Source organism: Thalassospira sp. MBR-102, assembly GCF_040549275.1.
Taxonomy (GTDB): Bacteria; Pseudomonadota; Alphaproteobacteria; order Rhodospirillales; family Thalassospiraceae; genus Thalassospira; species Thalassospira xiamenensis.
Map to the genome: position 1 here is coordinate 100,320 of NZ_JBEPTC010000004.1, position 26,171 is coordinate 126,490.

At 54.4% G+C, this 26,171-nt stretch carries 24 protein-coding genes; 11 read left to right on the plus strand and 13 right to left on the minus strand.

Going from position 1 to position 26,171, the window contains the following annotated elements; all coding sequences use genetic code 11:
* Nucleotides 1-17: 17 nt before the first annotated feature.
* The 5 genes from ABIE64_RS09250 to ada all read right to left on the minus strand — a co-directional run bounded on the left by ABIE64_RS09250 (nucleotide 18) and on the right by ada (nucleotide 6,596).
* Nucleotides 18-2,909: a TonB-dependent receptor gene (locus tag ABIE64_RS09250; protein ID WP_354377230.1), complete on the minus strand. Its 2,892-nt coding sequence runs from the start codon at nucleotides 2,907-2,909 to the stop codon at nucleotides 18-20.
* Nucleotides 2,910-3,077: 168 nt separating this feature from the next.
* A complete protein-coding gene (locus ABIE64_RS09255) occupies nucleotides 3,078-4,163 on the minus strand; it encodes a FecR family protein (RefSeq protein WP_354377231.1) in 1,086 nt (361 codons plus the stop codon).
* The gene (locus ABIE64_RS09260) at nucleotides 4,156-4,689 is read right to left on the minus strand and encodes an RNA polymerase sigma factor (RefSeq protein WP_341365360.1); all 534 of its coding nucleotides are present in this window, start codon (nucleotides 4,687-4,689) and stop codon (nucleotides 4,156-4,158) included. The genes ABIE64_RS09255 and ABIE64_RS09260 overlap by 8 nt, the downstream gene beginning before the upstream one ends.
* Before the next feature lie 126 nt (nucleotides 4,690-4,815).
* Nucleotides 4,816-5,529 (minus strand): 2OG-Fe(II) oxygenase, encoded by a 714-nt coding sequence (locus ABIE64_RS09265; RefSeq protein WP_354377232.1) that lies wholly within the window; start codon nucleotides 5,527-5,529, stop codon nucleotides 4,816-4,818.
* Nucleotides 5,526-6,596, minus strand: a complete 1,071-nt coding sequence (gene ada / locus ABIE64_RS09270) for a bifunctional DNA-binding transcriptional regulator/O6-methylguanine-DNA methyltransferase Ada (RefSeq protein WP_503012846.1) — start codon at nucleotides 6,594-6,596, stop codon at nucleotides 5,526-5,528. The genes ABIE64_RS09265 and ada overlap by 4 nt, the downstream gene beginning before the upstream one ends.
* 253 nt (nucleotides 6,597-6,849) lie before the next feature.
* Between ada and ABIE64_RS09275 the strand changes: the two genes are divergently transcribed.
* A complete protein-coding gene (locus ABIE64_RS09275; protein WP_354377234.1) occupies nucleotides 6,850-7,620 on the plus strand; it encodes an SDR family oxidoreductase in 771 nt (256 codons plus the stop codon).
* A gap of 37 nt (nucleotides 7,621-7,657) precedes the next feature.
* Here the strand turns inward: ABIE64_RS09275 and ABIE64_RS09280 are convergent, their stop codons facing one another.
* On the minus strand, nucleotides 7,658-9,388 hold the full coding sequence (locus ABIE64_RS09280) for a GAF and HD-GYP domain-containing protein (protein WP_354377235.1): 1,731 nt from the start codon (nucleotides 9,386-9,388) through the stop codon (nucleotides 7,658-7,660).
* 252 nt (nucleotides 9,389-9,640) lie between these two features.
* Entirely contained in the window at nucleotides 9,641-10,654 is a 1,014-nt protein-coding gene (locus tag ABIE64_RS09285) for an MBL fold metallo-hydrolase (protein WP_354377236.1), read from the minus strand.
* A 107-nt stretch (nucleotides 10,655-10,761) separates the two neighbouring features.
* Here ABIE64_RS09285 and ABIE64_RS09290 point away from each other — a divergent pair, with 107 nt between their 5' ends.
* Nucleotides 10,762-11,718, plus strand: coding sequence for a LysR family transcriptional regulator (locus ABIE64_RS09290; protein ID WP_354377237.1), 957 nt, complete (start codon nucleotides 10,762-10,764; stop codon nucleotides 11,716-11,718).
* 232 nt (nucleotides 11,719-11,950) lie between these two features.
* Nucleotides 11,951-13,261, plus strand: a complete 1,311-nt coding sequence (gene purB / locus ABIE64_RS09295; protein ID WP_354377238.1) for an adenylosuccinate lyase — start codon at nucleotides 11,951-11,953, stop codon at nucleotides 13,259-13,261.
* Between the two features lie 57 nt (nucleotides 13,262-13,318).
* On the opposite strand, the gene ABIE64_RS09300 is transcribed toward purB, so the two are convergent.
* Nucleotides 13,319-14,227, minus strand: a complete 909-nt coding sequence (locus ABIE64_RS09300; RefSeq protein WP_354377239.1) for a LysR substrate-binding domain-containing protein — start codon at nucleotides 14,225-14,227, stop codon at nucleotides 13,319-13,321.
* A gap of 97 nt (nucleotides 14,228-14,324) precedes the next feature.
* Here ABIE64_RS09300 and ABIE64_RS09305 point away from each other — a divergent pair, with 97 nt between their 5' ends.
* Nucleotides 14,325-15,266 carry a DMT family transporter gene (locus tag ABIE64_RS09305; protein ID WP_354377240.1) on the plus strand — a complete coding sequence of 314 codons (942 nt, stop codon included), beginning with the start codon at nucleotides 14,325-14,327 and terminating at the stop codon, nucleotides 15,264-15,266.
* A 59-nt stretch (nucleotides 15,267-15,325) separates the two neighbouring features.
* On the opposite strand, the gene ABIE64_RS09310 is transcribed toward ABIE64_RS09305, so the two are convergent.
* From ABIE64_RS09310 to ABIE64_RS09320, 3 genes are all read right to left on the minus strand, one after another.
* Nucleotides 15,326-16,024, minus strand: coding sequence for a CTP synthase C-terminal region-related (seleno)protein (locus ABIE64_RS09310; protein WP_037989875.1), 699 nt, complete (start codon nucleotides 16,022-16,024; stop codon nucleotides 15,326-15,328).
* 120 nt (nucleotides 16,025-16,144) lie between these two features.
* A complete protein-coding gene (locus tag ABIE64_RS09315) occupies nucleotides 16,145-16,822 on the minus strand; it encodes a response regulator (protein WP_007092026.1) in 678 nt (225 codons plus the stop codon).
* A 158-nt stretch (nucleotides 16,823-16,980) separates the two neighbouring features.
* Nucleotides 16,981-17,301 (minus strand): DUF1476 domain-containing protein, encoded by a 321-nt coding sequence (locus tag ABIE64_RS09320; protein ID WP_063092658.1) that lies wholly within the window; start codon nucleotides 17,299-17,301, stop codon nucleotides 16,981-16,983.
* 145 nt (nucleotides 17,302-17,446) lie between these two features.
* Here ABIE64_RS09320 and ABIE64_RS09325 point away from each other — a divergent pair, with 145 nt between their 5' ends.
* From ABIE64_RS09325 to purL, 5 genes are all read left to right on the plus strand, one after another.
* A complete protein-coding gene (locus ABIE64_RS09325; protein WP_063092661.1) occupies nucleotides 17,447-18,226 on the plus strand; it encodes an NRDE family protein in 780 nt (259 codons plus the stop codon).
* 217 nt (nucleotides 18,227-18,443) lie between these two features.
* Nucleotides 18,444-19,202, plus strand: coding sequence for a phosphoribosylaminoimidazolesuccinocarboxamide synthase (gene purC / locus ABIE64_RS09330; protein ID WP_007092029.1), 759 nt, complete (start codon nucleotides 18,444-18,446; stop codon nucleotides 19,200-19,202).
* Between the two features lie 118 nt (nucleotides 19,203-19,320).
* Nucleotides 19,321-19,560, plus strand: a complete 240-nt coding sequence (gene purS / locus ABIE64_RS09335; protein WP_007092030.1) for a phosphoribosylformylglycinamidine synthase subunit PurS — start codon at nucleotides 19,321-19,323, stop codon at nucleotides 19,558-19,560.
* Nucleotides 19,561-19,641: 81 nt separating this feature from the next.
* A complete protein-coding gene (gene purQ / locus ABIE64_RS09340) occupies nucleotides 19,642-20,331 on the plus strand; it encodes a phosphoribosylformylglycinamidine synthase subunit PurQ (protein ID WP_354377241.1) in 690 nt (229 codons plus the stop codon).
* Entirely contained in the window at nucleotides 20,328-22,538 is a 2,211-nt protein-coding gene (purL, locus tag ABIE64_RS09345; RefSeq protein ID WP_354377242.1) for a phosphoribosylformylglycinamidine synthase subunit PurL, read from the plus strand. The genes purQ and purL overlap by 4 nt, the downstream gene beginning before the upstream one ends.
* A 77-nt stretch (nucleotides 22,539-22,615) precedes the next feature.
* On the opposite strand, the gene ABIE64_RS09350 is transcribed toward purL, so the two are convergent.
* Nucleotides 22,616-23,431 carry a helix-turn-helix domain-containing protein gene (locus ABIE64_RS09350; protein ID WP_354377243.1) on the minus strand — a complete coding sequence of 272 codons (816 nt, stop codon included), beginning with the start codon at nucleotides 23,429-23,431 and terminating at the stop codon, nucleotides 22,616-22,618.
* Nucleotides 23,432-23,564: 133 nt separating this feature from the next.
* Between ABIE64_RS09350 and ABIE64_RS09355 the strand changes: the two genes are divergently transcribed.
* The gene (locus ABIE64_RS09355; RefSeq protein ID WP_354377244.1) at nucleotides 23,565-23,969 is read left to right on the plus strand and encodes a hypothetical protein; all 405 of its coding nucleotides are present in this window, start codon (nucleotides 23,565-23,567) and stop codon (nucleotides 23,967-23,969) included.
* Between the two features lie 46 nt (nucleotides 23,970-24,015).
* Nucleotides 24,016-24,789: a substrate-binding periplasmic protein gene (locus ABIE64_RS09360; protein WP_354377245.1), complete on the plus strand. Its 774-nt coding sequence runs from the start codon at nucleotides 24,016-24,018 to the stop codon at nucleotides 24,787-24,789.
* Nucleotides 24,790-24,805: 16 nt separating this feature from the next.
* Here the strand turns inward: ABIE64_RS09360 and ABIE64_RS09365 are convergent, their stop codons facing one another.
* The gene (locus tag ABIE64_RS09365; RefSeq protein WP_354377246.1) at nucleotides 24,806-26,008 is read right to left on the minus strand and encodes an Mrp/NBP35 family ATP-binding protein; all 1,203 of its coding nucleotides are present in this window, start codon (nucleotides 26,006-26,008) and stop codon (nucleotides 24,806-24,808) included.
* Nucleotides 26,009-26,171: the final 163 nt, after the last annotated feature.

The window sequence follows — 26,171 nt, forward strand, 5'->3', positions numbered from 1 at the left end:
GGATTAACGCGGAATTTTCAGTAGGTGTAAGTCAGTCCGAGCCAAACTGTCCGGCCCTTGCGGTAGGGTGTATCGGAGACAAGCGTATGGGCGCCGCCGCGGTTCAGGACGTTATCGATAGAAACATTTAGGGTAAGTGTGCCGGAATCTTCGCGGACGACATCGTAATCCAGCGTCATGTCCAGATCGAAGCGCGCCTTTTCCGGACGCATTTCATACACATCGTAAACGACACCACCGATATTCTGATTGTCCCCGCTGTCTGCTACAATCTCGTAAGAAAATGTGTAGCGTCCTGTCAGGCCCGTACGCAATCGACCATCGTCGAACTCTGAATACAAGGCAGCGTTTATCAACCATGGTTCATCAAGATTGCCACTGATCAGACTTAGCGCGTTTGGCGATACAACCTGTCCATTAAAAACGATGTCCTCTTCTTCTTCATTACTTCCAAAGTAAGAGTTGTTAGACGTCTCGCGCTCGGCATATTGACCATTGATACTGAAGGTATGGCTGGCATCTAAAAATCGATCTTCGAATTTCTTGGCCCATTCGATGGAATAGGACCGATAAGAACTCTTCCCCTCGTTGCTTAGGGTGTAGCTGCTCGAACCGGTTTCTCCCTCAACACGCGAAAACTGGTCTCTTCCGTTGCGATCAACGACCTTAAGGCGGGTCTGGCCGCCCAGCATCGGTAATGGAAAGGAGACAGCTGCGGCGCGTTCATCGGTAAAGGGAGTTTTTAGCCTCTGGCCACCGTAGTTTGTTCTTCCCCCGCCAAGGGTCAACAAATCATAATCCCCAACCGCACCAGCACCAACTGAACGACTGTAGCTATCGACCCCTGGCGACAAATCATTTAAGGCGTAGGAAAGCATGTTGGACGCAAAATACCGGTTCCAACCAAGATTAAAATCGATGCCGAGATCGGTGTAATAAGTCGCATTGAAACGAGGAGCCAAATTGGTATTCCTCAAGAAGGTATCTCGCTCAACCCTTAGTCCTGGCTGAACTTCAAGATCACCAAATGGAATGGCATCAAGATTAAGCGCATATTGTGTATAAAGAGCGCCTGTATAAAAATCAGCGCCGCCTTTATATGCTCTATATTCAAGCAACCGTCGGTTCGCCTGAACGCCATCCTCACAGGAAATGTCACCTGGTACGGCGCATACTATCCCAGCGTTTGCAGTAGCAGAATAATAGCGGCGAGCCGTTTCCGGCCTTTCGATTTCAGCTTCAATTCGGCGGATATCCGCACCAAAACCCAATTTGTTACTATAATGACGTGCTTCGAAGTCGGCCTGATAAGAGATTTCCTGTTGAGATTGGTAAAGATCTCCCAACGTTCCGAAGTTACATGTAGTGCTGTCGCAAAAAGGATCGTATTTCCCGCCGTCATTTCCCCTTACCTCAAGTGCGGTATTGGTTTCGGCGTCTCTACCTGTCTTTGAACTGTTAATTGATAATTTGGTATCAAAGTTTACGTCAGAAAAACCATAGCCTTTCCAACTTAACGGCGTATCCAATCCGACATAACTATTCAGACCGTCCCCCTTGATATCCATAGAGCTATCATAGCGGCGTGACGATGCCCATTCCTGAGCATAGGGTGCGTAAACTGTCTGAAACGTCAATCCAAGGCCATCATCGTTTTCATAGCGAAGCTTGGCTAGCACGTTGTCTGCAACCGTTTCGGTTGTAACATCTTCCATAAGAAGATAATCAGCATCTGCAGCGCGTGTTGTTTCCGCTGTGCGGCGGCTGACCGAAACCAGCATACCCCAATTTTCATTCAAAGGCGTGCTTGCAGACCCACCATATGACAATCTTTCAAATTTCGGTTCACGTGCATCTGAGTCTGCCTCGTCTCGGGATTTCAGATGATAATCCGTCCAGTTTGATCCACCACGATTGATACTTGCGCTGAACTCCGGTTTTTCAGAAGGATTTTTAATCGTGTAATTAACAACTCCCCCCTGAAATCCGCCGTACTTTGCCGATACGTTACTGTCAAAGATTTCGGCCTGTTCAAGAATATTGCTATCGATATAAACAGATTGAGGATGTACCCCATAAACAAGATTGGGGTTAGGCAGGTTTGTGTCATCGCTGGGCATGTTAGCCGGATCATTTCCCAAACCTTCTGCCGCAAAATAGGAGTTAATCCCGACCCCATCGATCATAATGTTGTTTTGATCGACTCTACCACCCGAGATACTCATCCCGGCTGGACGCAAATCCTGCTCTTTGACCGATGTCGCCCCGCTCTCTGAAAGCCTGTTCTGAGTAGTGGAGTTGGCCGAGCTTGCCTGAAACTGGACATTCGGATTGGCGCGAAAAATCTTGTTCGGGTCACTGTCACCCTGAACCACCGCACCGATCATCTCTTCGCCATACACAGTTGACCCGCTGGCCGCACCGGTTCCGAGTTGGAAGATCGTTGTGCGATTTGCACTGACAGAAACGGGGGCGGTAACGATTTCTTCGTCAGATGACTGGTTGGATAGCTTGGGGGAAATAACCAAAACACCGTCGGTAACGGCAAAGGTAACTTCCGTCCCCTCAAGCATTTGAAACAAGGCGTTTTCAATGCTGAGCTGACCAACCACGGCCTGACCATTCATCGCAAGGTTGGTGCCATCCTGGACCGAAAACGGAATACCGGCCTGCTGCGATAATAGCTCCAAAGCGCGCATCAGCGGCACGGAGGGAATGTCAAAGCTGTAAAGTCGTGATGCGACCGGCTTATCGACAACCGCACGTTCCTGTGCATGCAGAAAATTCGACGACATCCCCCCCAGCAAGGCAGAAGACGCAACAGCGCAGAACAGCAAATCCTTCCATGCCCGCCCCTTTGAGGTTTCGAAGAGGTTGCGGACTGTCTCCTGTTGTCTGGTAGGCTTCATTCGGCACGACCCAATGCAAGTTATTGCGTATCACTCGCACTTAAGGACGGAAGGCCCGACAGTAACCGGACATCTTTTTTTAATATTTTTGTTCAAATAGGGAATTAATCGAGGAGTTCAGGCTAAATCCGCACCATTTTCAGGCCGAACCAATCTGGAACCGTGATTTCAGCGCACCAGAAGATACTGATCAAACGGCAGTTCAATCATTCTTGTTCCGGTTGTCCGCGCAATCAGATCAAGTGACACCATTGCATCGGCAACATTGAACCGCCCACGGATTTCGAGATCGGCAATGCCGGGGTCAAGCCAGATTTCCATGCCACTCTGCCGACTTACGGCATGGACCACATCAGACAGCTTTGCTGGCGAAAACACCCGCCAACCTTCAAGGATTTGCGTAATATTGTCGCCATTGAAGTCATGCCGCCGGACATCGCCCCCGCTGGATACAGTCACCCCTTCACCTGCATGAAGGGTGACTTCACGGGCAGGCGGCGATTGTTGTTGTTGTACCCGGACGGTTCCTTCGGCGACGCCGACTTCGCTGGTTTGATCATCACCGATCACAACAAAACGTGTCCCGACAACAACAACCCGACTTTGTGGCGTGGTTACCACAAGCGGGCGGTCCTTATTCGGTGCAGCCGAAATCACTACCGCCCCATCCTCAAGAACGATATGGCGTTCGCGTTCGGTAAATTCCCAATAAAGCCGGGTACCAGGTGCCAGTTGCAATTCGCTGCCGTCCGGCAAAAACTGACGAACCGGTGCCATGTTCGCCGCGATATACCCCGGATGACCAGAATGTTCTGCCGGGGACAACGTCAGGACGGCAACAAGAATCGCCACGCACATTGCAACACCGCCCCAGATTGCTTTTCGCACATTTGTTGCCCTTGGCGGGGTCGAACGTCGCGGCTTACCGACAGGCATCGATATTTGCCGCGTGCTTGATGGTGCATGGTTTCGCGCACCGGTGCCTTTCTCAGTATCGAATTTCCGCAAGATATCATCGAAATCACGGTCACTGAGAAAGGCCCGAACCGCGCGCGCCGCCTGTTCATGATCCGCACTTTGGCCGCACCACTTCTGAAATGCGACATGCGTATCTGTGCCCTCAATATCCGCACCATCGCGAGCAAGCCATTGCATTGCCTGATCAACAAGGCGGCTTTGCAGATCTTTCTGTTCTGTGGTCTCCGGTTTATGGCCGGTATGGCGGTTGCCGCTCATAAGCAATGGCCTAGTCATAGTGTTTCATCAGATCACGACACGTTGTCATGGCACGATAAAGATGCTTCTCGATCGCGGCCTTTGACAATCCGGTCGCTGCGGCAATTTCATCATGGGTCTTACCATGCAACTTACGCAAGATGAAGACTTCTCTGGATCGCGTCGGCAAGGATGAAATTGCCTGCTCAAACGCCTGAAGACGCTGACGATGGTATATAACATTGTCTGCAAGCGGGCGGTCCTCCGCTGTCCATTCCAGCGGATCAAGCCCGGATTTAAGTTCGACAATATGACCGGCATTGCGACGTCTTTGATGATCCCGGATCAGATTAAGAACCACGGTCCGAAGGAATGCAGGTGGATCGCTGATCGGTTCTTGCCTGTCTTTTGCCCCGGCAATCCTTACAAAGGCATCTTGGACAATGTCCTTTGCCTCATCAGGATTTCCCAACTTCCGCATAGCCAAACGCAACAGGGACGCACGTTCCTTTTCAAAGGCGCGGACAAGATTTGCCGTTATGTGATGGGGCGCAAAAAAGTTCATGAAAACAGACAGGAACGTGAATTTGTTCCTGCTGACATACACCAGCAGCACTCAATTGCAAATAGTTATTAATAACTTTTCTGAACATCACAGCAGCTAGAATAACATCAGCCAGACCGGGATCAGCTATTTGGCGTCATGGAAAATGATGCCAAGCGTATGCCGTGTCCCGGCGCGCAGGCGCGAAACGCCGTGGCGCATATTCACCCGGTACGTGCCGCGCGTTCCCCCAACCGGACGATGATGAACCGGGAAAATCACGGCGTCACCTTGCGTTAGCGGTACGACCTCGGCGCGGGACTGCATGCGCGGGCGCTGTTCGGTCAGGACAAATTCGCCGCCTCCGAAATCGGTTTCCGGATCGCTTAGAAGGATCGCGACCTGTAATGGAAACACGCAATCGCCGTAAACATCCTGATGCAGGCAATTGTAATCCCCCGCACCATAACGCAGCAAAAGCGGCGTCGGTCGGGTTTGGCCTGCGCCATGGCATTGGACTATAAACCGAGCATGATCGCTAGGGAAATGCCGATCCAGCCCCATCGCCCGGTTCCACCGGTTGGCAATTTCGGCCAATGGCGGATAAAGCGATTGCCGCAGATCCGCAATAATGTCGGGCAGGGGATAGGCAAAATATTTGTATTCGCCGCGCCCGAAACCGTGCCGGGCCATATGGATGTGACTGCGAAATGTGTCCGGGTCGTCATAATGTGCGATCAATGCCCGGCAGGTGTCTGGATCGATCAGTTTTTCAAGGATCGTGCAGCCATATGCGTCAAGCTCCCGGGAATGTTTTTCCCAATCAAGCGATCCGATCCTGTCACGGGTCATCTCGTTCATTGCCCGGCCTCCCCGCTTTCAAGGTCCAGCAGGGTTTGTTTGCGCTCCACGCCCCAGCGATATCCGGAAAGATCACCATCCTTGCGCACCACCCGGTGGCAGGGAATCGCAACCGCGATGCTGTTGGCGGCACAGGCCTGTGCGACAGCACGGGTAGCACGCGACGATCCGATCTTTTCGGCTATTTCGGCATAGCTTGCCTTTGTCCCGGCCGGAATTTCCGAAAGTGCCTGCCAGACGCGTTGCTGAAAGGCAGTCCCGCGGATATCGAGCGGCAGGTTATGGCCAAGTTGCGGGGCTTCAACCAGACCGATGACCTGCGCCATCCAGTCTTCGAACGCCGGATCACCACCAATCAGTTCCGCCTTGGGAAAGGCGTCCTCTAACTGGCGCACCAGCGCATCGGGATCATCGCCCAGAAGGATCGTGCAAATTCCCTTGGCACTTGCCGCGCCAAGGATCGCGCCAAGTGTGCATTGAGCCACGGCAAACCGGATTTTTTCGCCCTTGCCGCCCGCACGATAGCTGCTTGGTGTCATGCCCAGCATCTTGTGCGAGCGTTCATAAAACCGGCTGTTGGAATTGTAACCCGCGTCATAGATCGCCTCGGTCACGGTATTGCTGCTGCGCAATTCCTCGCGCACGCGCCCTGCCCGATAGGCACTGGCATAGGCCTTTGGCGTCACCCCGGTTACCGATTTAAATACCCGGTGGAAGTGAAAGCGGCTCATCCCGGCCTGTGCGGCCAGATCATCAAGGCTTGGCATTTCTTCAGCATTGCGGATGGTTTCGCATGCCTTTGCCACCGCATCGGCATTGCGTTCAGCAATCGATGCGCTGTTCGGAAGGCACCGTTTGCACGGGCGAAAACCCGCTTGCTCGGCATCGTCGCAACTGGCATGGAACGCAACATTTTCCCGGCGTGCCAGACGTGCGCCGCAAGACGGGCGGCAATAAACCCCGGTGGTTGCCACCGAATAATAAAACTGCCCATCAGCTTTGCCATCGCGTTTTGCCACGGCCTGCCATTTATCTTCGTCACTGATCCAGCGGATCGTTTTGTTCAATCTCGTCTCCGTCAGCATGGGATGGCTCCTTTATCAGAATACAGGGATGCCAAATGCATCCGTTTGACCGGCATTCTGATCGTCCATTCCGTTGACCGCACTCCGTTCCTTGCTTTCGAATTCGCACCCCACGAAAACCCGTCACATTTACGAATTCAATGCCAATAACCGGAGTGATCCGTTTCCGTTCGCAATCTAGCGTCCCGACATTCGGCCTTGCTGGCCATCCTATCATGACACAGGAGACGGAAATATGTTCACACTGGACGGTAAAACCGCAATCATCACCGGGGCCAGTTCCGGCATCGGTCACGCCGTGGCCGAACTTTTTGCAAAGCAGGGCGCACAACTTGTCCTTAATGCGCGGCGCGCCGATCTGCTTGACGATATGGTCGCCGATATTCGCGATGCCGGTGGCATGGCGGTTTCGGTTCCCGGCAACCTCACGGACGAGGCAATTTCAAAACAGCTGGTCGAGGCCACCCTTGATCATTTCGGCAAGCTTGATATCGCGGTCAATAATGCCGGGATGGTCGGGGAATCGGTTTCGATCCCTGATATGGCAACCGATGACTGGCATGAAATGATCGAAACCAACCTGACATCGGCGTTTTTCGGGGCGAAATATCAATTGCCAGCGATGCTTGCCAATGGCTCGGGATCAATGATCCTGACATCAAGCTTTGTCGGTTATTCTGTCGGCATGCCCGGCATGGGGGCCTATGCCGCCAGCAAGGCAGGCATGATCGGATTGATGAAGTCGCTGGCAGCCGAATACGGACCACAGGGCATTCGGGTCAATGCACTGCTGCCCGGCGGGACCGATACCCCGGCCAGCATCACCAACAAACCCGGTGCCGGGCCGGAGGTCGAACAATTCGTCAACAACCTGCATGCGCTAAAACGTATGGCAAAACCGTCCGAAATGGCGCAGGCCGCCCTGTTTCTGGCATCCGACGCGGCAAGCTTTGTGACCGGGGTGCCATTCCTTGCCGATGGCGGGGTTTCGATCAACCGAACCTAATCAAATCTGGGCCGGGTGCAATGCGTCCGGCCCGTTTTTACCTGCGCAAGAACTGCGTAATATCGACTTCGTCACATTGATCGGGTTGCAAATATTTGCGGCCATATTCGATATAAACGCCAGATGACAACAGCAGATCGAACAGGTCGCCATCAATCTGTCCTTTGTCTCGCATGTCGGCCAGGATCGCGATGCATTCCGATAACATCTTGGGCCGTTTATAGGGACGATCAACCGCAGTAAGTGCCTCGAAGATGTCGGCAATCACCATCACCTTTTCGAGAATGCCCATATCTTCGCCAAGCAATCCGTTGGGATAGCCCGAACCATCCATTTTTTCGTGATGGTTGCCCGCAATCGCCGGAATGCGTTGCAGTTCCTTGGGATAGGGCAATTGTGCGAGCATTTCCTGTGTCACGACCACATGATCATTGATCACCTTGCGTTCCTCGGATGTCAGGGTGCCGCGCGGAACCGAAAGGTTATAAAGTTCACCCCGGTTAATGCCCAGATAAGCCTGATCGCGGCGGTTATCCAGAAGCTTTTCAACGCCGGGCTGGCTGAATTTGGCACGGTCATCTTCGGTCAGGCGTTGATTTTCGGCCCATGAAAGCCCGATGGTACGGTCAAAATGTCGCACCCATTCCTGCGCCCCGATTTCATGCAGGGCAAAGACCGCGTCGGTATCGAGTTCCTCGTCACCAATATTGCTGTGCGCAACCATTGAAAACTGGCTTTCAAGTTCGGCAATCCGGGCGTTGAAATCGGCATCGCAACGTTGGGCATCCTCGCCCGCGAGCTTGCGTGTGAGCATCTCGATTTCGGCATCGCGGCGAAGCACTTCGAACCGGGTGCGGATTTCGTGAATGCGGTTATGGATTGTTTCAAGTTTGGTCGCCTTTTCCACCACATGATCGGGTGTGGTGATCTTGCCGCAATCATGGAGCCAAGCGGCCAGATCAAGCTCGTACCACTCCATATCCGTCAGATAGAAATTGGAAAATGTTCCTCGTTTTTCATCGACGGCGGCCTTGGCCAACATACGGGCAATGATGGGTACTTTCTCACAATGATGGGCTGTATGGGGGGATTTGGCATCGATTGCCTGCCCCAGAACGCGCACGAAACTCTCCATCAGGTCGCGCTGCGCCATCAAAAGGCGGCTATTTTCAAGTGCCACCGCCGCCTGACTTGCCAGCGCATTGATGATTGGTTCGATTGCCGGATCAAAGGCAATAATATCGCCCGCATCGTTACGCGCATTAATCAACTGCAACACGCCGATCACAGTACCGCGTGTATTTTTAAGCGGTACCGTCAGGAATGATTTCGACCGATAACCGGTTTTGGCATCAAAGGCGCGCGTGCCGGAAAAATCGAACCCGTCGGCGAAATAGGCATCCTCGATATTGATCGACTCACCCGTTAACGCGACATAGGTGGCGATGTTTTTGTGATTGGGGTTGCCCGCTGCATCATAAAGCGGCAGGGGTGGAAAAGGTTTCTCGTTTTCGCGGCCAGATACGAAGAACGTATCAAGCGTATCGTTCATCAGAATACGAAATTGAAGTTCCGTCTCGTCCTTGTTGACCAGATACAGCGACCCGCCATCGGCATTGGTAAACTGTCGGGCTGCCATCAGGATTTTCTGATGAAGCTCTTCGCGGCCCTGTTCAGCCGACATGGCAATGCCAAGATCGACCAACTGCGCAAGGTAATGCGCATCGGCGTCTACGCTCTCGGTTATGCCGTTCGGACGATTTTTCAAATCATCCCCGATACGCATCACAAGTACGGGTCATAGGTACGGGCCATTATCTGTGTCCACTCGCCATCAGAACGGTTTGCCGTCCTTGTTCTGGAATGTTCGTTTTACGAACTATATCCTTTAGGAGATTGAGATAATCTTAGCAGATGGCAAGTTCCATACGGATAAAAACGCGATAACAAACCTGTCATGTCCGATGCAGGGTTAGTAATGGTAATACGTTCGGTGTGCACACCTCCTTGAGAAACCGGATCAAAACTGCCAATTGGCCGGGACCCAGGCATAGCCAACATCCGTCTTGAGCATCCGGCCAAGGCCCGGGAACGGATAGTGGAAGCCGAGAACAAGGAGCCGGTCTGTCGCTGCCATGTCAAAGATGCGACGGCGAGAGGCAAGAGCCGTTTCCTTGTCGCGATCCGGCCCCGGCAGCCATGACCGGTCGACATTGACGATCGGATGATACGCAAGATCGGCCGTCAGCAGGAGCTGATCATTTCCGGATTGAACAAGGAAATTTGCCATGCCAGGTGTATGGCCCAATGCCGGAAGCGTGGTCAGCCCGGGGACGATCTCCTCACCGGCTTCGTACAATTCGATCCCGTTTGTGACCGGCTCGACACTCCGCCTGATGGCGGCGGCGAAATTGCGACGGAAATCCTCGGGCACCGGCATGTAGGAAAGGTCTGGATCGTTGGCGACAAAAAAGTCCCAATCGGCACGGGGCGCAAAGACAGTCGCCCTTGGAAATGCCTTGCCTCCATCGACAGTTCGAAGATTGCCGACATGGTCCGGGTGCGTGTGCGAAACAACCACAATATCGATATCCTCCGGCCGTAAACCTATGGCCGCCAGATTCTCGAAGATGCGACCGCCTTGCGGCCCCATCGTCTGCCCGGCTCCGGCCTCAAGAAGGATACGCCTGCCATTCGTTTCGATAAGAAGCGTGTTGAGGTTGAGCGTCAGGCGGTCGGTCGGCAGAAAGGCTTGCCTCAGAACTTCCTCCAGTTCTACCTCCGGCGCATTGCTGGCATAAATCCGCGGCGGGCCACCGATTAGCCCATCGCTCAACACGGTTGCGGATATATCGTCTCCGACGCGAAAACGATAATAGCCGACATTTCCACCCGTATGTCCACTTTGGGCCGGAGACGGCGCGCCGGCAGCAGCCTGCGCAAATGCCATGCAGCCGGTTGGCAAGATCAGTCCCGCCGCTGCCGATGCGGCTGTCAGCATGATCTTTCTGCGATTCAATGTGATTCCGCTCATACTCATCATCCTGTCCAAATATCTGATTGCAGATGCCGTATTTGATTTCAGCTTGTTGCAGCATCGCGATTATCCGCAAGCGACGCCCCGCAGCATGCTTTCTAGGGATGACACAGATCGAGCGCGCAGATAAGCTAACAAAAATGGATCAGCTTATTAAGCAAAGCTTTGCAATGAAATCGTTACGCCTCGACAGTCTGGAGATATTTGAGGATGTCGTGCGATGTGGTGGCTTCAGAGCCGCCGCGCTTGGCAGAGGCGTATCATCCTCTGCCATCAGCCAATCGATCAGTGTGCTTGAGGAAGCGCTGGGCATCCGACTGCTGAACCGAACGACACGCAGCGTCGCGCCTACCGAAGCAGGCGAGCGGCTTCTTGAGCGACTTGGACCTGCCCTTCACAATATCAGAACAGCCATCGACGATCTCAATCAGCTTCGGGAACACCCGTCCGGCACCGTGCGGATCAATGCGCCGGGACCGGCCGCCGACCATGTTCTGTGCCCTCTGGCCTTTGAATTCATGGAAATTTACCCCGACATCAATATCGAGATCGTCAGCGATGCCGCGATCATCGATATTGTGGCGCAGGGTTTCGACGCTGGCGTGCGCTTCGGACATCAACTCGCCCAAGACATGATCGCCATACCGCTGGGTCCCGCATTGCAATATGCAATCGTGGCCTCGCCCGATTATCTTCGCAGACGTGATCGCCCCGGCTCACCGGGCGACCTTCTTGCACATGACTGTATTCGCCGCCGCTTTCCCGGCGGAACCATGGTGACGTGGAAATTCGAAAAGGACGGTAACGAGGTGGAAATCCCCCCGAAAGGCCGATTGACTTTGAGTTCAGCACATCAGGAACGTCAGGCCGCCCTTGCCGGATCGGGCATCGCGCATCTGTTTGAGGATTATATCCGCGACGATATCGAACAGGGCAGACTTGTCGAATTGCTCGTCGACTGGAAGAAGAAGCTGCCGAGTTGGTATCTGTATTATCCGAACCGGCGCCATACAAGCGCGGCCATGCGAGCCTTTCTCGAATACATCCGCAATCGGAAATGATCCCCGATTGGAGACTAATGCCCGGCAGGCATATCGAGAAACATGTAGCAGCAATCGAAAAACACCGGCAAAGATGCCCCCGGACGGGGACGCTGCACGATGCAGGGTTGCCAATCGCGACGATTTGGACTATCCGACGCTTTGAAAGCGTGCCGGAACCAGCATCGCACTTCGCTAATCACGCAATCTGGTCATGACCCGGCACCCAACCATCCTGCCCGGAGGCGACTGCATGATCCCCCGTTATTCCCGTCCGCAGATGACATCAATCTGGGAACCGGCGAACAAATTCCGTATCTGGTTTGAAATCGAAGCACACGCTGCCGACAAACTGGCTGAGCTGGGCGTCATTCCGGCTGCCTCTGCCAAGCTGGTCTGGGAAAAAGGCAACAAGCCCTATAGCCAGGACCGTATTGACCGCATTGACGCGGTCGAAGCCGAAGTCAAACACGACGTGATCGCCTTCCTGACGGAACTGGCAGAACAGGTCGGCGACGAAGCCCGCTTCGTTCATCAGGGCATGACCAGCTCCGACGTTCTCGATACCTGCTTTAACGTGCAGCTCGTTCAGGCAACCGACATCCTGTTGGAAGATATGGACAAGCTTCTGGCCGCCCTTAAAAAGCGCGCCTATGAAACCAAGGACATCGCCTGCATGGGCCGTTCGCACGGCATCCATGCCGAGCCCGTGACCTTCGGCCTGAAACTGGCAACCTTCTATGCCGAATTCAAACGTAACCGCGACCGTCTGGTCGTCGCGCGTGAAGAAATCGCGACCTGTGCGATTTCCGGTGCGGTCGGCACATTTGCCAATATCGACCCGCAGGTCGAAGAACATGTCGCAGCCAAGCTTGGCCTGAAACCCGAACCGGTTTCGACCCAGGTGATCCCGCGTGACCGTCATGCCGCCTATTTCGCTGCCCTTGGCGTTATCGCATCCTCGATCGAGCATCTGGCAACCGAAATCCGCCACCTGCAGCGCACCGAAGTTCGTGAAGTTGAAGAATTCTTCTCAAAGGGGCAGAAGGGTTCGTCGGCAATGCCGCACAAACGCAACCCGGTTCTGACCGAAAACCTGACCGGCCTTGCACGTCTTGTCCGTTCGATGGCGATCCCGGCCATGGAAAACGTCGCCCTGTGGCATGAACGCGATATTTCGCATTCATCGGTTGAACGCAATATCGGTCCGGATGCGACCGTAACCCTCGACTTTACTTTGATGCGCCTGACCAATGTGGTTGAAAACCTTGTCGTTTATCCGGAACGAATGGACGAAATCCTCAATCAGATGGGCGGTCTGGTCTTCTCGCAGCGCGTGCTCCTCACCCTGACGCAGCATGGCGTCTCGCGCGAAGATTCGTACCGTATCGTTCAGCGTAACGCGATGAAGGTCTGGAACCGCGAAGGCGATCTGTTGTCGCTTCTGAAGACCGATGCAGACGTTACCGCGAAAATCCCGATGGAAACGCTCGAAAGCCTGTTTGACCTTGGTTACCACACCAAGCATGTCGACACGATTTTCGCCCGCGTGTTTGCCGACTGACGGTAGCACCGCACACTAAAATCAAAGCCCCGGTCAATTTGCCGGGGCTTTTTTCGTTTACGGGTTTTGCGACAATGTCAGTTCCCGTGCCTCGCCCAGCAGCCAGTCGCGAAACAGCTTCACCTGACCGCGCAGTTCCCGGTTTTTTGGGTGTACCAGATAGTATCCTGAAGGAACGACCAGAACCTGTTCGGGGAACAGATGGACCAGCTTGCCCTCCATCACGTCTTCTTCAGCCAGTAACGGATTGGCCATTACCACACCCTGCCCGTGGATCGCGGCCTCTATCGCCATCGATGTCTGATCGATTTCGATACGCTTGATCGTCGCGATCTCGGTCGGTGTCATTTTGCCAAATTTCCCCAGCCATTCTTCCCACCAGTCATGCAGAATATCGTTTAGCAAAGTGGCGCGTGCCAGATCGGCAGGATGCTCAAAGCCCATGCGGTCGCGATAGGCCGGCGAACAGAATGCCGCCGCCTGACCGCGATAGATCAGGACGGATTCAAGTTTGTCGTCATTGCCGTCAAAATACCGCACGGCAATATCGACTGGATCGCGATCAAAATCCGTAAATTGCACCGACGACCCGACATGAAGTGACGTTGACGGATAATCGATCAGGAACCGCGCCATCCGTTTGGAAAACCATTTCGCGGCAAAACTTGGCGGCATGACCACACGCACGGTATGTTCGCGCTGGCCGCGCAAATGCTGACTGGCATCGATGATCTGCAGCAAGGCGGGCGATATGCGCGCGGCATAATCAAGCCCGTCGGCTGTCGGTTTCACCTGCCGGACCGAGCGAACAAACAGTTCCACCCCTAGCCAGTCTTCAAGCTTTCTGATCTGCTGCCCGACGGCACCCGGCGTCACATTCAGCTCTTCCGCTGCACGAGAAAAACTATTCAATCGAATAGATGCCTCGAACGCACGCAAGGAATTGAGCGGCGGATATGAACTCATGATGCAAATTTTCTATTCCATAATCCAGATAACATGATTTGTACGCCGTTTGGACCGGACCTACAATCGCGACATGACCCCCACGAAAGTTCCGGCCATGAAGAACAACGCATACCTCGTCTTTGGCTTTCTTGCCCTGTGCTGGGGCATGACCTTTTTGTTCAACAAAACGGCAAGCAGCCTGATATCGCCGATGCAGGTGGTAACGGTACGTGTGATCATGGGCTTTCTGCCGGTTCTGGCATTTGCAACGGCGCGCAAGGTGCTGCATTGGCAGCATCTGCGTTATGTGCATCATTTCATCGTCATGTCACTTCTCGCGGCCACCGTCTATTACCTCGCCTTTGCCAAGGGCATCGCCCTTCTGCCATCCAGCGTTGCCGGAATGCTAAGCGGCGTGATCCCGATGTTTTCCTTTATCGCCGCGGCCATTTTCCTGCGCAGCGAACCGGTCAATATCCGTTCGATCAGCGGTTTGCTGTTTGGCTTTGCCGGTGTCCTGATCATTGCCAAGCCTTGGGAAAGTGGCACGTCGGGCGTCGATCTGATGGGTGTGGTTTACGTCGCCATTGGATCGGGCTGTGTCGGGCTTTCGTTCGTCTATGTCCGCAAATTCCTGAGCCCCCTTGGCATTTCACCAATTGCACTTTGCACCTATCAGCTTGGCCTTTCTGCTTTAACGCTTCTGCTGATTTGCGACTTTTCCGGCATGAATGCGATCTTCACCAACTGGAAAATTGCCACCGGGCTGTTCATCGGTCTTGGCATGTTTGGCACCGGCATTGCCTATATGTGCTATTACTTTCTGATCGGGAAACTGGGCGCGGTCAAAACCGCCGGGGTCACCTATATCCCACCGGTCATTGGCCTTCTGACCGGCAGTCTGATTTTGGACGAACCGGTTTCCGCAACCGATATCGTTGCGACCGCAATGATCCTGTCGGGTGTCTTCATAATCCAGTCGGGCAGAACGCCGCCGTCATCTGCAAACACGACATCACCGAATGTCCGCGCACACAACCTGCCCGAACGTGCCTGAGACTCTTCGTCTCGTGGACGGCACCCCCGCGTTGATCACGGGGGTGCCCTTTTGAGTGGCTATTTTTCCGATGCAGCTTTGACAAAGGCCGTGATCAGCGGATGATTTTCACCGCGCAGGGCGGATCGTTCCGGCTGAAATGCCGTGCCGATAAAGAAACGATGATTGCGCAACTCCACCGCACGTGGATCACCATCTGCATCCCAGGCACTGATCTGCAATGCCTGCCCTGCCAGCAGCCCCGCATAATCACGATTAAACCCATAACTGCACCGATAGGTTTCAATCAGATGATCCGATCCGCAATAATCACGGATCAGGCTACCCACGGCCAGATCAATTCCGCCATCCTGATCAATCAATGCACAGGTTAGCGGCGCGATCAGCGGCAATTCCGCATCCGGATCAATTTCGGCATTCGCGGCATTGGAAAGCCCCAGAACATTACGCGCATATTCCAGAACCGCATGCTGATAGCCACCGCACGTGCCCAGAAAGGCAATATCGTTTTCACGCGCAAAGCGGATGGCGGCAAGGGCACCTTCAAGACTTTCATACGGACTGGCCGGAACACACCACATCCCGTCATAGCCAGACAGTATCTGCCCCGCACCACCATCAAAACACGGCGTTGCGATCCAGTCATATTCAACGGGAATACCGATTTCGGCAGCCGCGATTCCAATGGCCTTGGGGATAGCCTGATGGGCAGTAACGGCGGGATTATAATCCCCGACAAGGGCGATACGGATGGTCATTTTAGTTCCTCGTTTCAGGTGACATTACGAGGGGAGTAGCCCAAACCGCCAAAGAAAAACGGCCCGTGAAATCACGAGCCGGGTTTCGAGCGTCAGATAGCGCTGCCTTTGACAAGCTTACTACAAGTTTCCAGCGCGCGCCATATCTTCAAGTGCGATTTTTACCGCCTGTGCACGGTTGGACACATGCAGTTTGCGGTAAATGTTTTTCAGGTGATATTTCACCGTAATTTCGCGCAGATCAAGATGCCGCGCGATATCCTTGTTCGGCCGCCCTTCGGCCAAAAGCGCAAGAACTTCACGCTCCCGCGGTGTCAACCGGCTGAAATCGCCTTCGTTGCCAAATCCGCCAGCCATGCGCGGTTCGCCGTCGCTACCGCCGCCAAATCCGTCCCCCATGTCATTAAGGATAGAGGATGGCAGATATTTTTCGCCCGCCAGAACCAACTGGATCGCATTGGCAAGTGCCTGCCCGCGCAGTGTTTTGGGGATAAAGCCGTGTGCGCCATTTTCGATGGCATGACGTACATCTTCGCTGCGATAGGCACCGGAAAGCAAAACGACCGAGGTTGTTTTGGATGCCTTTTCAAGTGTGCGTTTAAGTCCCTCAAGCCCGTTCATGCCGGGCATGCGCAAATCCAGAAGCACCAGATCGAAATCATTCTGAGCTTCAATATGCTCCAGTGCCGGGTCAAGCGCCCCGGCTTCGACCACTTCACAACCTTCGAAATATTGCTGGAATAGCAGTGATAATGCTTCACGAACCAGATCGTGATCGTCTGCCAACAGGATACGCAAAGCCTTTACCCTTCTTTACCTGACCCACAACCATGCCCGAACATTAACAAGCAAAAAAACGCGTGGCTGCAACCAGAAATCTTTCTTGATCCGGGAACAGAATACGAAACCGGCTAATGGTTTGCAAATCCGAACTTTTTCTTATTTCGGGGAAACAACTATTCCTCGAGCACTTCGGCACGTGCGATTGGGCGTAACGCTTCGAGTTTACGGTTAAGTTCGCTGACCGTCATATCGATATTGTGCCGTCCGAAATCGGCCAGAATCACCGAAATCACCCCGTTTTCCTGAGGATTTGTAACAACATCGCCGATGACTTTTGCAGCATAGGCCTGACTTTCGGCCTCGGTCATACCCATTTTATCGCCGGCCCAAACGGCAAGCATTTTATAAAGGTGGGCCTCGATGCGGAAATTCTGTTCAAGATCAAAGCTGTATTTTGCCTCAAAACCGCGTTCGCGTTCGGTCAAATTCGTCATGTGCGCACTCCTCCATCTGATTTGTTTTTTGGCGGGACGTTTCCCCGTTGTCCTTTATTTATGGACTGTACCACGTCATGCCACCGTGGTGCTGTGATACTTTTGAATTTGACAAATGCCGGTCCATGTCGCTTTGATCTGGGTCATGTGTACATTTATCATTCTGCGCCGCCCCGACCATGAATGGCCGGTGATTATCGGCGCCAATCGCGACGAAATGAACAACCGCCCATGGAAGGCCCCTGCCCGCCATTGGGAGGATCGCCCCGATGTTATCGCCGGACTGGATGAAACCGGCGGCGGAACATGGCTTGGCATCAACGAAGATGGCGTGGTGGCAGCGGTCCTGAACCGGTTTGGCACACTTGGCCCCGCCGACGACAAGCGGTCCCGCGGGGAATTGCCGCTTGAAGCACTTGATCATGCCGATGCCATTGATGCCGCCCAGGCACTTGCCGAACTTGATGGCACAGCCTATCGACCGTTCAATATGGTGATTGCCGATAACCGCGATGCTTACTGGCTGGCCAATCGGGGGGATGGCAAAATTGAAATCACCGATATTCCCGAAGGATTGTCGATGATCACCGCCCATGACCTGAATGACAAGACCAACAGCGAACGCACCAAACGCAACCTTCCGCGTTTTTTAACGGCACCGCCCCCCAATCCCGAAGCCGATGACTGGTTTGCCTGGCAGGCGCTTCTGGCCGATACCGGCTTGATGGAACCCGATCCAGAACATCATGACATCCGTGCTGATGCCATGCTGGTGCGCAGCAATATCGGGTTCGAGACGATCTGTTCTTCCCTGATCGGCCTTCCGGCCATTCCGACTCAGAAAAACGAACTGCCGCGCCGACCGGTCTGGCTGTTCGCCAATGGCCAACCAGACAGGGTTCCGTTTCACCCGGTTGAGATTTAGGCACCCCACTAATTTCGCCTCGCAACGCCCGGATTTGGCGGGCCATTTGCGCTGCAACAACCTGTCAGACGGACAGTTGCAAAATCCTATTATCAAGTCTGCGTAAATAGACCTACACGGCAATTGAGTTTCTGCGTCAGCACTGCTATACGGGGGGCGCGATTTTCAGGGTGCTCGGGGACACTCCCCGCGAGCAAAGATGTGAAAGATCCCGCCAATGTCCAGAAAGCAGCCCATCTACGAGGGTAAAGCCAAGGTTTTGTACGAAGGTACCGAGCCCGGAACCATCATCCAGTATTTCAAGGACGATGCCACGGCGTTCAACGCACAGAAGCGCGGCACCATTGCCGGCAAAGGCGTCCTGAACAACATGATTACCGAATTCGTCATGACCCGTCTGGCGGAAATCGGTATCCCGACGCATTTCATTCGCCGCATCAACATGCGCGAACAGCTTTGCAAGAAATGCGAAATCGTTCCGATCGAAGTCGTGGTGCGCAATATTGTCGCCGGTTCGATGGCAAAACGTCTTGGCCTTGAAGAAGGCGAACGTCTGCCGCGCCCGATTGTCGAATTTTATTACAAAGACGACGCCCTTGGCGATCCGCTGGTTTCTGACGAGCATATCCTTGCCCTTGGCTGGGCAAGTGCCGAAGAGCTCGAAGAAATCGTTGGCATGACCCTTCGCGTCAATGATTACCTGTGCGGTCTTATGCGCGGCATCGGCATCAAACTGGTCGATTTCAAACTTGAATTTGGCCGGGTGTGGGAAGGCGACTTCATGCATCTGGTTCTCGCCGATGAATTCAGCCCGGACAACTGCCGCCTTTGGGACGCCGTCACCAACGAAAAGATGGACAAGGACCGGTTCCGCCGCGATCTTGGCGGGGTAGAAGAAGCCTATCAGGAAGTGGCGCGCCGTCTCGGCGTCCTGCCTGAGTCAGCAGATATAGAATCGCTGAACAAAGACAAATAATCCAAAGGCCGCGCTTGCGCGGCCTTTTCTTATCGACGCCGGAACCTTCGGAACCGGTACATTATTGTTTGCAAACAAGTATCGCCGTATGGCGAGTGCGCACTCAAAGGAGCTTCTCGTGAAAGCACGTGTCCACGTCACCCTGAAGAACGGTGTTCTTGACCCGCAGGGTAAAGCCGTTCACCACGCCCTTCAGGGTCTTGGTTTTGCCGGTGTCAATGATGTCCGTCAGGGCAAGTTCATCGAACTCGAACTGGATGGCAGCGACGTCGAAAAGGCACGCGCCGAGGTCAAGGAAATGTGCGAGAAGCTTCTCGCCAATACCGTGATCGAAGATTACAGCATCGAGCTGGCCTAACTGCCCGGGCGGGGCTTTGCCGTTGCAGGGCCTTTGTCTGTCGCGATCAAGTAACGGATATTAATCGAGAGACGGTATTTCATGAAATCCGCTGTCATCCTCTTCCCCGGCATTAACCGGGAGAATGACGCCATTGCAGCACTCGAACAGGCCACCGGCACCAAGCCAACCGTGGTTTGGCATGGCGAAACCGAACTGCCAAAGACCGACATCATCATGGTCCCGGGTGGTTTTTCCTATGGCGACTATCTGCGTTGTGGCGCCATGGCGGCCAAATCCCCGATCATGCGTGCGGTTGCCAAACGCGCCAAAGCCGGTGTGACCATCCTTGGCGTTTGTAACGGTTTCCAGATTCTGACAGAAGCAGGCCTGTTGCCCGGTGCGCTGATGCGCAATGCCAGCCTGAAATTCATCTGCAAGAACACGCATCTGAAGATCGAAAATACCAATACGCGCTTCACCAACCATTACAAAACCGGCGACGTTGTCGATTATCCGGTGGCCCATCATGACGGCAACTTCTTTGCCGATAGCGAAACGCTTGACCGCCTTGAAGGCGAAGGTCGCGTTGTTCTGCGCTATTGCGATGCCAATGGTGTTGTTGATCCGGCAACCAATCTGAACGGGTCGCAGCGCAATATTGCCGGCATCATCAACGAGGCGGGCAATGTCCTTGGCATGATGCCGCACCCGGAAAATGCGATTGATCCGCTCCATGGTGGCACCGATGGCCGCAATCTATTCAAAAGCTTGGTGGAGGCAGCATCGTGAGTGCTAACGATTTCAACACCCCGATCACGCCGGAACTGGTCAAGGAACACGGGCTGAACGAGGAAGAGTACAAACTCGTCCTCGAAATCATGGGCCGTGAGCCCAATATCAACGAGCTTGGCATTTTTTCGGTAATGTGGTCGGAGCATTGCTCCTACAAATCATCGAAAAAATGGCTCAAAACCCTTCCGACCAAGGCAGACTGGGTCATTCAGGGTCCGGGCGAAAATGCCGGTGTTATTGACATTGGTGATGGTCAGGCCGCCGTATTCAAGATGGAAAGCCACAATCACCCGTCCTTTATCGAACCCTATCAGGGTGCGGCAACCGGCGTTGGCGGCATCATGCGTGACGTATTCACCATGGGTGCCCGTCCGGTTGCAAATCTTAATGCGCTTCGCTTTGGCGAGCCGGATCACCCGAAAACCCGCCACCTGCTAAGCGGTGTGGTCGAAGGCATCGGCGGTTACGGCAATTGCATGGGTGTCCCGACCATCGGTGGGGAAACCAATTTCCATGCTTCCTATAACGGCAATATCCTGGTCAATGCGATGACCGTGGGTCTGGCCGATGCAGACAACATATTCTATTCGGCAGCAGCCGGTATCGGAAACCCGGTTGTCTATGTCGGTTCGAAAACCGGCCGTGACGGTATCCATGGCGCGACCATGGCCTCGGCCGAGTTCGATGACGACAGCGATGAAAAGCGTCCTACCGTTCAGGTCGGCGATCCGTTCACCGAAAAGCTTCTGCTGGAAGCCTGCCTTGAACTGATGGCGACCGACATGATCGTCGCCATTCAGGATATGGGGGCGGCCGGTCTGACATCCTCCTCGTTCGAAATGGCGTCCAAGGGCGGCGTTGGTGTCGAACTGTGGCTCGATAAAGTCCCGATGCGCGAAGAAGGCATGACGCCCTACGAACTGATGCTTTCAGAATCGCAGGAACGCATGCTGATGGTCCTGAAACCCGGTTGCGAAGACGCCGCCAAGGCGATCTTTGACAAATGGGAACTCGACTTTGCCGTCATCGGTATCCTGACCGATACCAAACGCATGGTTCTGAAATGGCATGGCGAGGTTGCCGGTGATCTTCCAATCGATCCGCTGGCCGAAGCATCGCCGGAATATGATCGTCCGTGGGAATCGACCCCGAAGCAGGATCGTATCGATCCGGCCAGCATTTCGGGCAAGGTCAGCCATGTTGATGCGCTTAAAACCCTGATGGCGTCGTCCGATCTGGCATCGCGTCGCTGGATCTGGGAACAGTATGACCACCTGGTCATGGGCAACACGATTGTTCGTCCGGGCGGGGATGCCGGTGTCGTGCGCGTTTCGGGCACGAACAAGGGCATTGCAGCCACCACCGACTGCACCCCGCGCTATGTCATGGCCGATCCGGTCGAAGGTGGCAAACAGGCCGTTGCCGAAGCCTATCGCAACCTGGTTGCCACCGGTGCCAAGCCGCTTGCGATCACGGACAATATGAATTTCGGCAACCCGGAACGCCCGCGCATCATGGGGCAGTTCGTTGGTGCCTGTCAGGGCATTGCCGAGGCCTGCATCGCACTCGACTTCCCGGTCGTTTCGGGCAACGTGTCGCTGTATAACGAAACCAATGGCGTCGGTATCATGCCGACCCCGGCAATTGGCGGCGTGGGGGTGATTTCCGATCTGGGCCATCATGCCACCATCGCCATCAAACGCGATGACAGTGCGTTGATCATGATCGGTGCCGCGACCGGTGAACTTGGCCAGTCACTGTATCTTAAAACCATTGAGGGCCGCGAAGAAGGCGCCCCGCCGCCGGTCGACCTGAATGCGGAAAAACGTGCCGGTACGCTGGTGCGCGAACTGATCGAGCTTGGTCTGGTACGTACTTGCCATGATATCGCCGATGGCGGTCTTCTGGTCGCGGTTGCCGAAATGTGCCTTGCCGGCAATATTGGTGCTGACCTGCACCTGCCCGAAGCCGGCAGCGAAGTCGCATGGCTGTTTGGCGAGGATCAGGGCCGTTACGTGATCGCCACCCGCGATCCGGACAAGGTCCTGAATGCCGCTAGCAGCGCCAATGTCGCCGCGGTCATCATCGGTCAGGCCGGGGGTGATGCGGTGACCATTGATGGTGGTGCCAAGGTATCCCTTGCCGAGCTGCGCGAACTGAACGAAGGCTGGATGCCGAACTTCATGGCAGAAGCCGTCCAGTAAGCCGTCTACACTACAAACACAAAACCCCGTCAGAGAAATCTGGCGGGGTTTTGTGCTTTGGCCCGGTTCGGTTCAAATTAACGCAAGTCGACCGCCAGCCCCCGCAAAATGGCCGCCGTTTGGGTGTCGGCTGGCAACAGGGTTTCGATGGCAAGTTCGGACAATGTGACTTCGACCGGAGTGCCAAAGACCGTGGTTGTGCTGACAAAACGCAATTCACCGGCGTCACTTTGCAAAACCAGCGGCACGACAAGCCCGGACAGATCCCCCGCCCCGTCAGCGGCACCGGGTTCGTCCGCATTTGCGGGCGCATGATAACGACTGGCTTCATCATAAAGGCAGCGCAGTTTTGCATCGGCCGTCACTACAATCTGGCGACGCAATCGATCCAGCAAATGGTCGCGCCATTCGACGTAATTCACGACCCGAGGTGCAAGCCCGTTAGGATGGAGGCTCAGCCGCAGGATATTGACCGGCGGTTTCAGAAATTGGGGATCAACCCCGCCAAGCAATAACGGTACGACCCGGTTCGCCGCCACCATGTTCCAGTGCCGGTCCATTGCCAGCGCCGGATAGGGTTCATGTGCGGTAAGGATTCGATCCACCGCCGCCCGGATTGCAGCCGACTGTTCGGTGCCAAGATCATGTTCGGCATAGATCGGTGCAAAGCCCCCCGCGATCAGCATTGCATTGCGTTCGCGCAGCGGCACATCAAGACATTCGGACAGATGCAAAACCATGTCGCGGCTGGGCCGGGCGCGACCGGTTTCAAGAAAGCTCAGATGCCGGGTCGATATGGCGGCCTCGCTTGCAAGGTCAAGCTGGCTCATACGGCGCTGCTTGCGCCAGACCTTAAGCACATTGCCAAACAGATCGGGTTTTATCGCGCTCATCAGATCACCATCATTATTGATGACGTAATCCTAACACCGATCAATTCGAACCAACATTACCTGTCAGGTAATCGTATTCTTTCGCACTTTTCGGCAAGGTTCGCGAACAACAATCAACCGAAAGGTCAAAAAGATGTCTATTGATGTGCCAAACAAAATGCTGAAAACCGTCCTGATGCTTGACGCGGCAACCTGCCTTCTCTTCGGCCTGCTGCTGTGTATCGGCAATGCTTTCCTTGCGGGCCTGCTGGGCCTGCCTGCCGATTTGCTGCTTTATGCCGGGATCATCCTGTTTCCCTGTGCCGTTTTGATGTCTGCCACCGGATGGCAAGCCCGTCCAAATGGCTTTCTTGTCCGGTTGATCGTTGTGGGCAATCTGTGCTGGGTCCTTGCCAGTCTTGCGGTGCTGATTGCCCCGGTTGGCGTTCCTACAGCCATCGGATATGGCTTTGTCATCGTACAGGCACTGGGCGTTATGGGCATCGCGGCACTGGAATATCGCTTTGCAGCATCGCATTCCTTGTCGGCAGCATCCTGACGCCCCATGTCTTCTTTACGGTACAGAAGCATCATCAGGGGCCAGAATGACATTTCCGGCAAGATTATTTGCCCTATTGATACTCGTCGTCGGCATGGCCTTCGCGGTCCTGATACCGGCGACGCAAAGCCATGCCGAAACCATTTATGTCGACGAAGCCAATCCGCCTTTTATGTATCGTGCCGGGGATGAGGCCGTGGGCATTTACCCGGCCCTGATCCGTGCAATTTTCAGACATGCCGGCATAAATGTCGATGTCGTTGCCGTCCCCTGGAAACGCGCCATTGAAAACCTTGATGCCAACAAGGGCGGTGCTGCCGGGATATACAAGAATCTTGAACGCCAGAAGAAATACGTCTTTTCCGAGCCGATCCATATAGAACAGCTGATGCTGTATCAACGCCAGAGCACATTCGACAATCCAACCGATATTGATGACCTGCGCGGCCAAACCGTTGGTGTCATTCGCGGATGGAGCTACGGGGATCAGATTGATGATGCGCGCAAACGCGGCGTGTTTAGCGCATCCGAAGCCACCGGGGACGAACAGAATTTTCAGATGCTGGCACTTGGCCGGGTCGATACCGTCATCGCGATTGGCGAGGCAGGGGATGTCTGGGTCAAACGGCTGGGACTAAGCGACAAGGTCGTCCGCAGCGAAACCCCGATCCGGGAAAACCCGACCTATATCGTATTCAACCGTGCATCATCGACAATATCGACGGTGACGATGATCAATCGATCCATCGAAGAACTGCGCGAAAACGGCACCCTGCAACGCATCACTCAAGAAGTTTTGCAGGGTGCCAGCAATTATTAGGCGAAAGTCGGGCGACCTAACGGAAGCTGATTTTCGGGAACAGGCTTTTCTTCGGTGCAGTTTTCGGTCCGACGCGTTCGTCAATTGCCGCGGCAATCTTGTCGGCAATCGCGGCATAGGCCTTGGAATGTTCGCCGTTCGGATCGGTATGAATGATCGGTTTGCCTTCATCCGCACCCAGCCGGATTTTAAGGTCCAGCGGGATTTCACCAAGAAACGGTACGCCCAGTTCATCGGCGGCCTTGCGTGCACCACCATGATCAAAGACATGATCGACATGGCCGCATTCCGGGCATTTGTAATAACTCATATTCTCGATCAGGCCAAGCACCGGCACATTGACCTTGCGGAACATATTAAGTCCCTTGCGCGCATCCAAAAGGGCAATGTCCTGCGGGGTGGAAACGATAACCGCCCCCGTGACCGGCACGCGTTGTGCCATCGAAAGCTGGATATCGCCAGTGCCCGGTGGCATGTCGACGACCAGAACATCGAGTTCGCCCCAATCGCTGTCGCGCAGAAGCTGTTCGAGCGCGCCCATCGCCATCGGTCCACGCCAGATCACCGGCTGTTCTTCATCGACCATAAACCCGATAGACATGATCCGGATGCCAAAGGCCGACGGCGGCACCATTTTGCCTTCCTTGTCGGAATGACTTGGTTTGGCATCACGAAGGCCCATCATCCGTGGCAGGCTGGGGCCATAGATATCGGCATCGAGAAGACCGACCTTAAGCCCCTTGGCCGCCAGTGAAAGCGCCAGATTGACCGAAGTGGTGGATTTCCCCACCCCGCCCTTACCCGACGCAACCGTGACGATCGAGCGGACACCCGTCATTTCGAGCGGCTTTTGCCCTGCACCTTGCGGACGTTGCCCTGCTTGCGGTGCGCCCTGTTGCGCCCCATGTGTATGATCATGAGAATGGGGATGCGAATGACCACCTTGGGCCGGGGCAGAAGCCCCTTTGGGACGCTCTGCGGTAAGGGCCACACGAGCTGTTGTGACCCCGTTCACATTGGCAACGGCACGTTCGGCCGCAAGACGCAGATCTTCAAGAGAAGCCCCGCGTTGCGGGTCAACAGCGATTATGACGTTCACGGTTTCGTCATGAATATCAATGCCTTGTACCATACCCTTTTCAACGATAGTCTTGCCGTCAGCCGGATCGATAACACTTGAAAGGGCTTCAGTAATGCGTTCCCGGTTGGGCGAGGTCATATTGCAGTCTCCGAAAAATGGCTTAAGTCCGTGATCGTACAGAACCTGCAGGCGCGTATCGTTGTTTTGCAGGACAAGCTGTCATATAAGGCCTTAGGGCGTGGCCCCATTAATTACATGCAACTCTGCTTCGATAAAAGGATTGAGACGGTTCTTGATGCGC

Bases quoted from the DNA above. Each gene is read 5' to 3' on its own strand.
- ABIE64_RS09260 (WP_341365360.1), bottom strand. From the start codon at position 4,689: ATGAACTTTTTTGCGCCCCATCACATAACGGCAAATCTTGTCCGCGCC.
- ABIE64_RS09325 (WP_063092661.1), top strand. From the start codon at position 17,447: ATGTGTACATTTATCATTCTGCGCCGCCCCGACCATGAATGGCCGGTG.
- ABIE64_RS09265 (WP_354377232.1), bottom strand. From the start codon at position 5,529: ATGAACGAGATGACCCGTGACAGGATCGGATCGCTTGATTGGGAAAAA.
- ABIE64_RS09305 (WP_354377240.1), top strand. From the start codon at position 14,325: ATGAAGAACAACGCATACCTCGTCTTTGGCTTTCTTGCCCTGTGCTGG.
- purC (WP_007092029.1), top strand. From the start codon at position 18,444: ATGTCCAGAAAGCAGCCCATCTACGAGGGTAAAGCCAAGGTTTTGTAC.
- ABIE64_RS09285 (WP_354377236.1), bottom strand. From the start codon at position 10,654: ATGAGCGGAATCACATTGAATCGCAGAAAGATCATGCTGACAGCCGCA.
- ABIE64_RS09300 (WP_354377239.1), bottom strand. From the start codon at position 14,227: ATGAGTTCATATCCGCCGCTCAATTCCTTGCGTGCGTTCGAGGCATCT.
- ABIE64_RS09310 (WP_037989875.1), bottom strand. From the start codon at position 16,024: ATGACCATCCGTATCGCCCTTGTCGGGGATTATAATCCCGCCGTTACT.
- ABIE64_RS09275 (WP_354377234.1), top strand. From the start codon at position 6,850: ATGTTCACACTGGACGGTAAAACCGCAATCATCACCGGGGCCAGTTCC.
- ABIE64_RS09355 (WP_354377244.1), top strand. From the start codon at position 23,565: ATGTCTATTGATGTGCCAAACAAAATGCTGAAAACCGTCCTGATGCTT.
- ABIE64_RS09360 (WP_354377245.1), top strand. From the start codon at position 24,016: ATGACATTTCCGGCAAGATTATTTGCCCTATTGATACTCGTCGTCGGC.
- purQ (WP_354377241.1), top strand. From the start codon at position 19,642: ATGAAATCCGCTGTCATCCTCTTCCCCGGCATTAACCGGGAGAATGAC.
- ABIE64_RS09320 (WP_063092658.1), bottom strand. From the start codon at position 17,301: ATGACGAATTTGACCGAACGCGAACGCGGTTTTGAGGCAAAATACAGC.
- ABIE64_RS09350 (WP_354377243.1), bottom strand. From the start codon at position 23,431: ATGAGCGCGATAAAACCCGATCTGTTTGGCAATGTGCTTAAGGTCTGG.
- purB (WP_354377238.1), top strand. From the start codon at position 11,951: ATGATCCCCCGTTATTCCCGTCCGCAGATGACATCAATCTGGGAACCG.
- ABIE64_RS09365 (WP_354377246.1), bottom strand. From the start codon at position 26,008: ATGACCTCGCCCAACCGGGAACGCATTACTGAAGCCCTTTCAAGTGTT.
- ABIE64_RS09250 (WP_354377230.1), bottom strand. From the start codon at position 2,909: ATGAAGCCTACCAGACAACAGGAGACAGTCCGCAACCTCTTCGAAACC.
- ABIE64_RS09290 (WP_354377237.1), top strand. From the start codon at position 10,762: ATGACACAGATCGAGCGCGCAGATAAGCTAACAAAAATGGATCAGCTT.
- ABIE64_RS09255 (WP_354377231.1), bottom strand. From the start codon at position 4,163: ATGACTAGGCCATTGCTTATGAGCGGCAACCGCCATACCGGCCATAAA.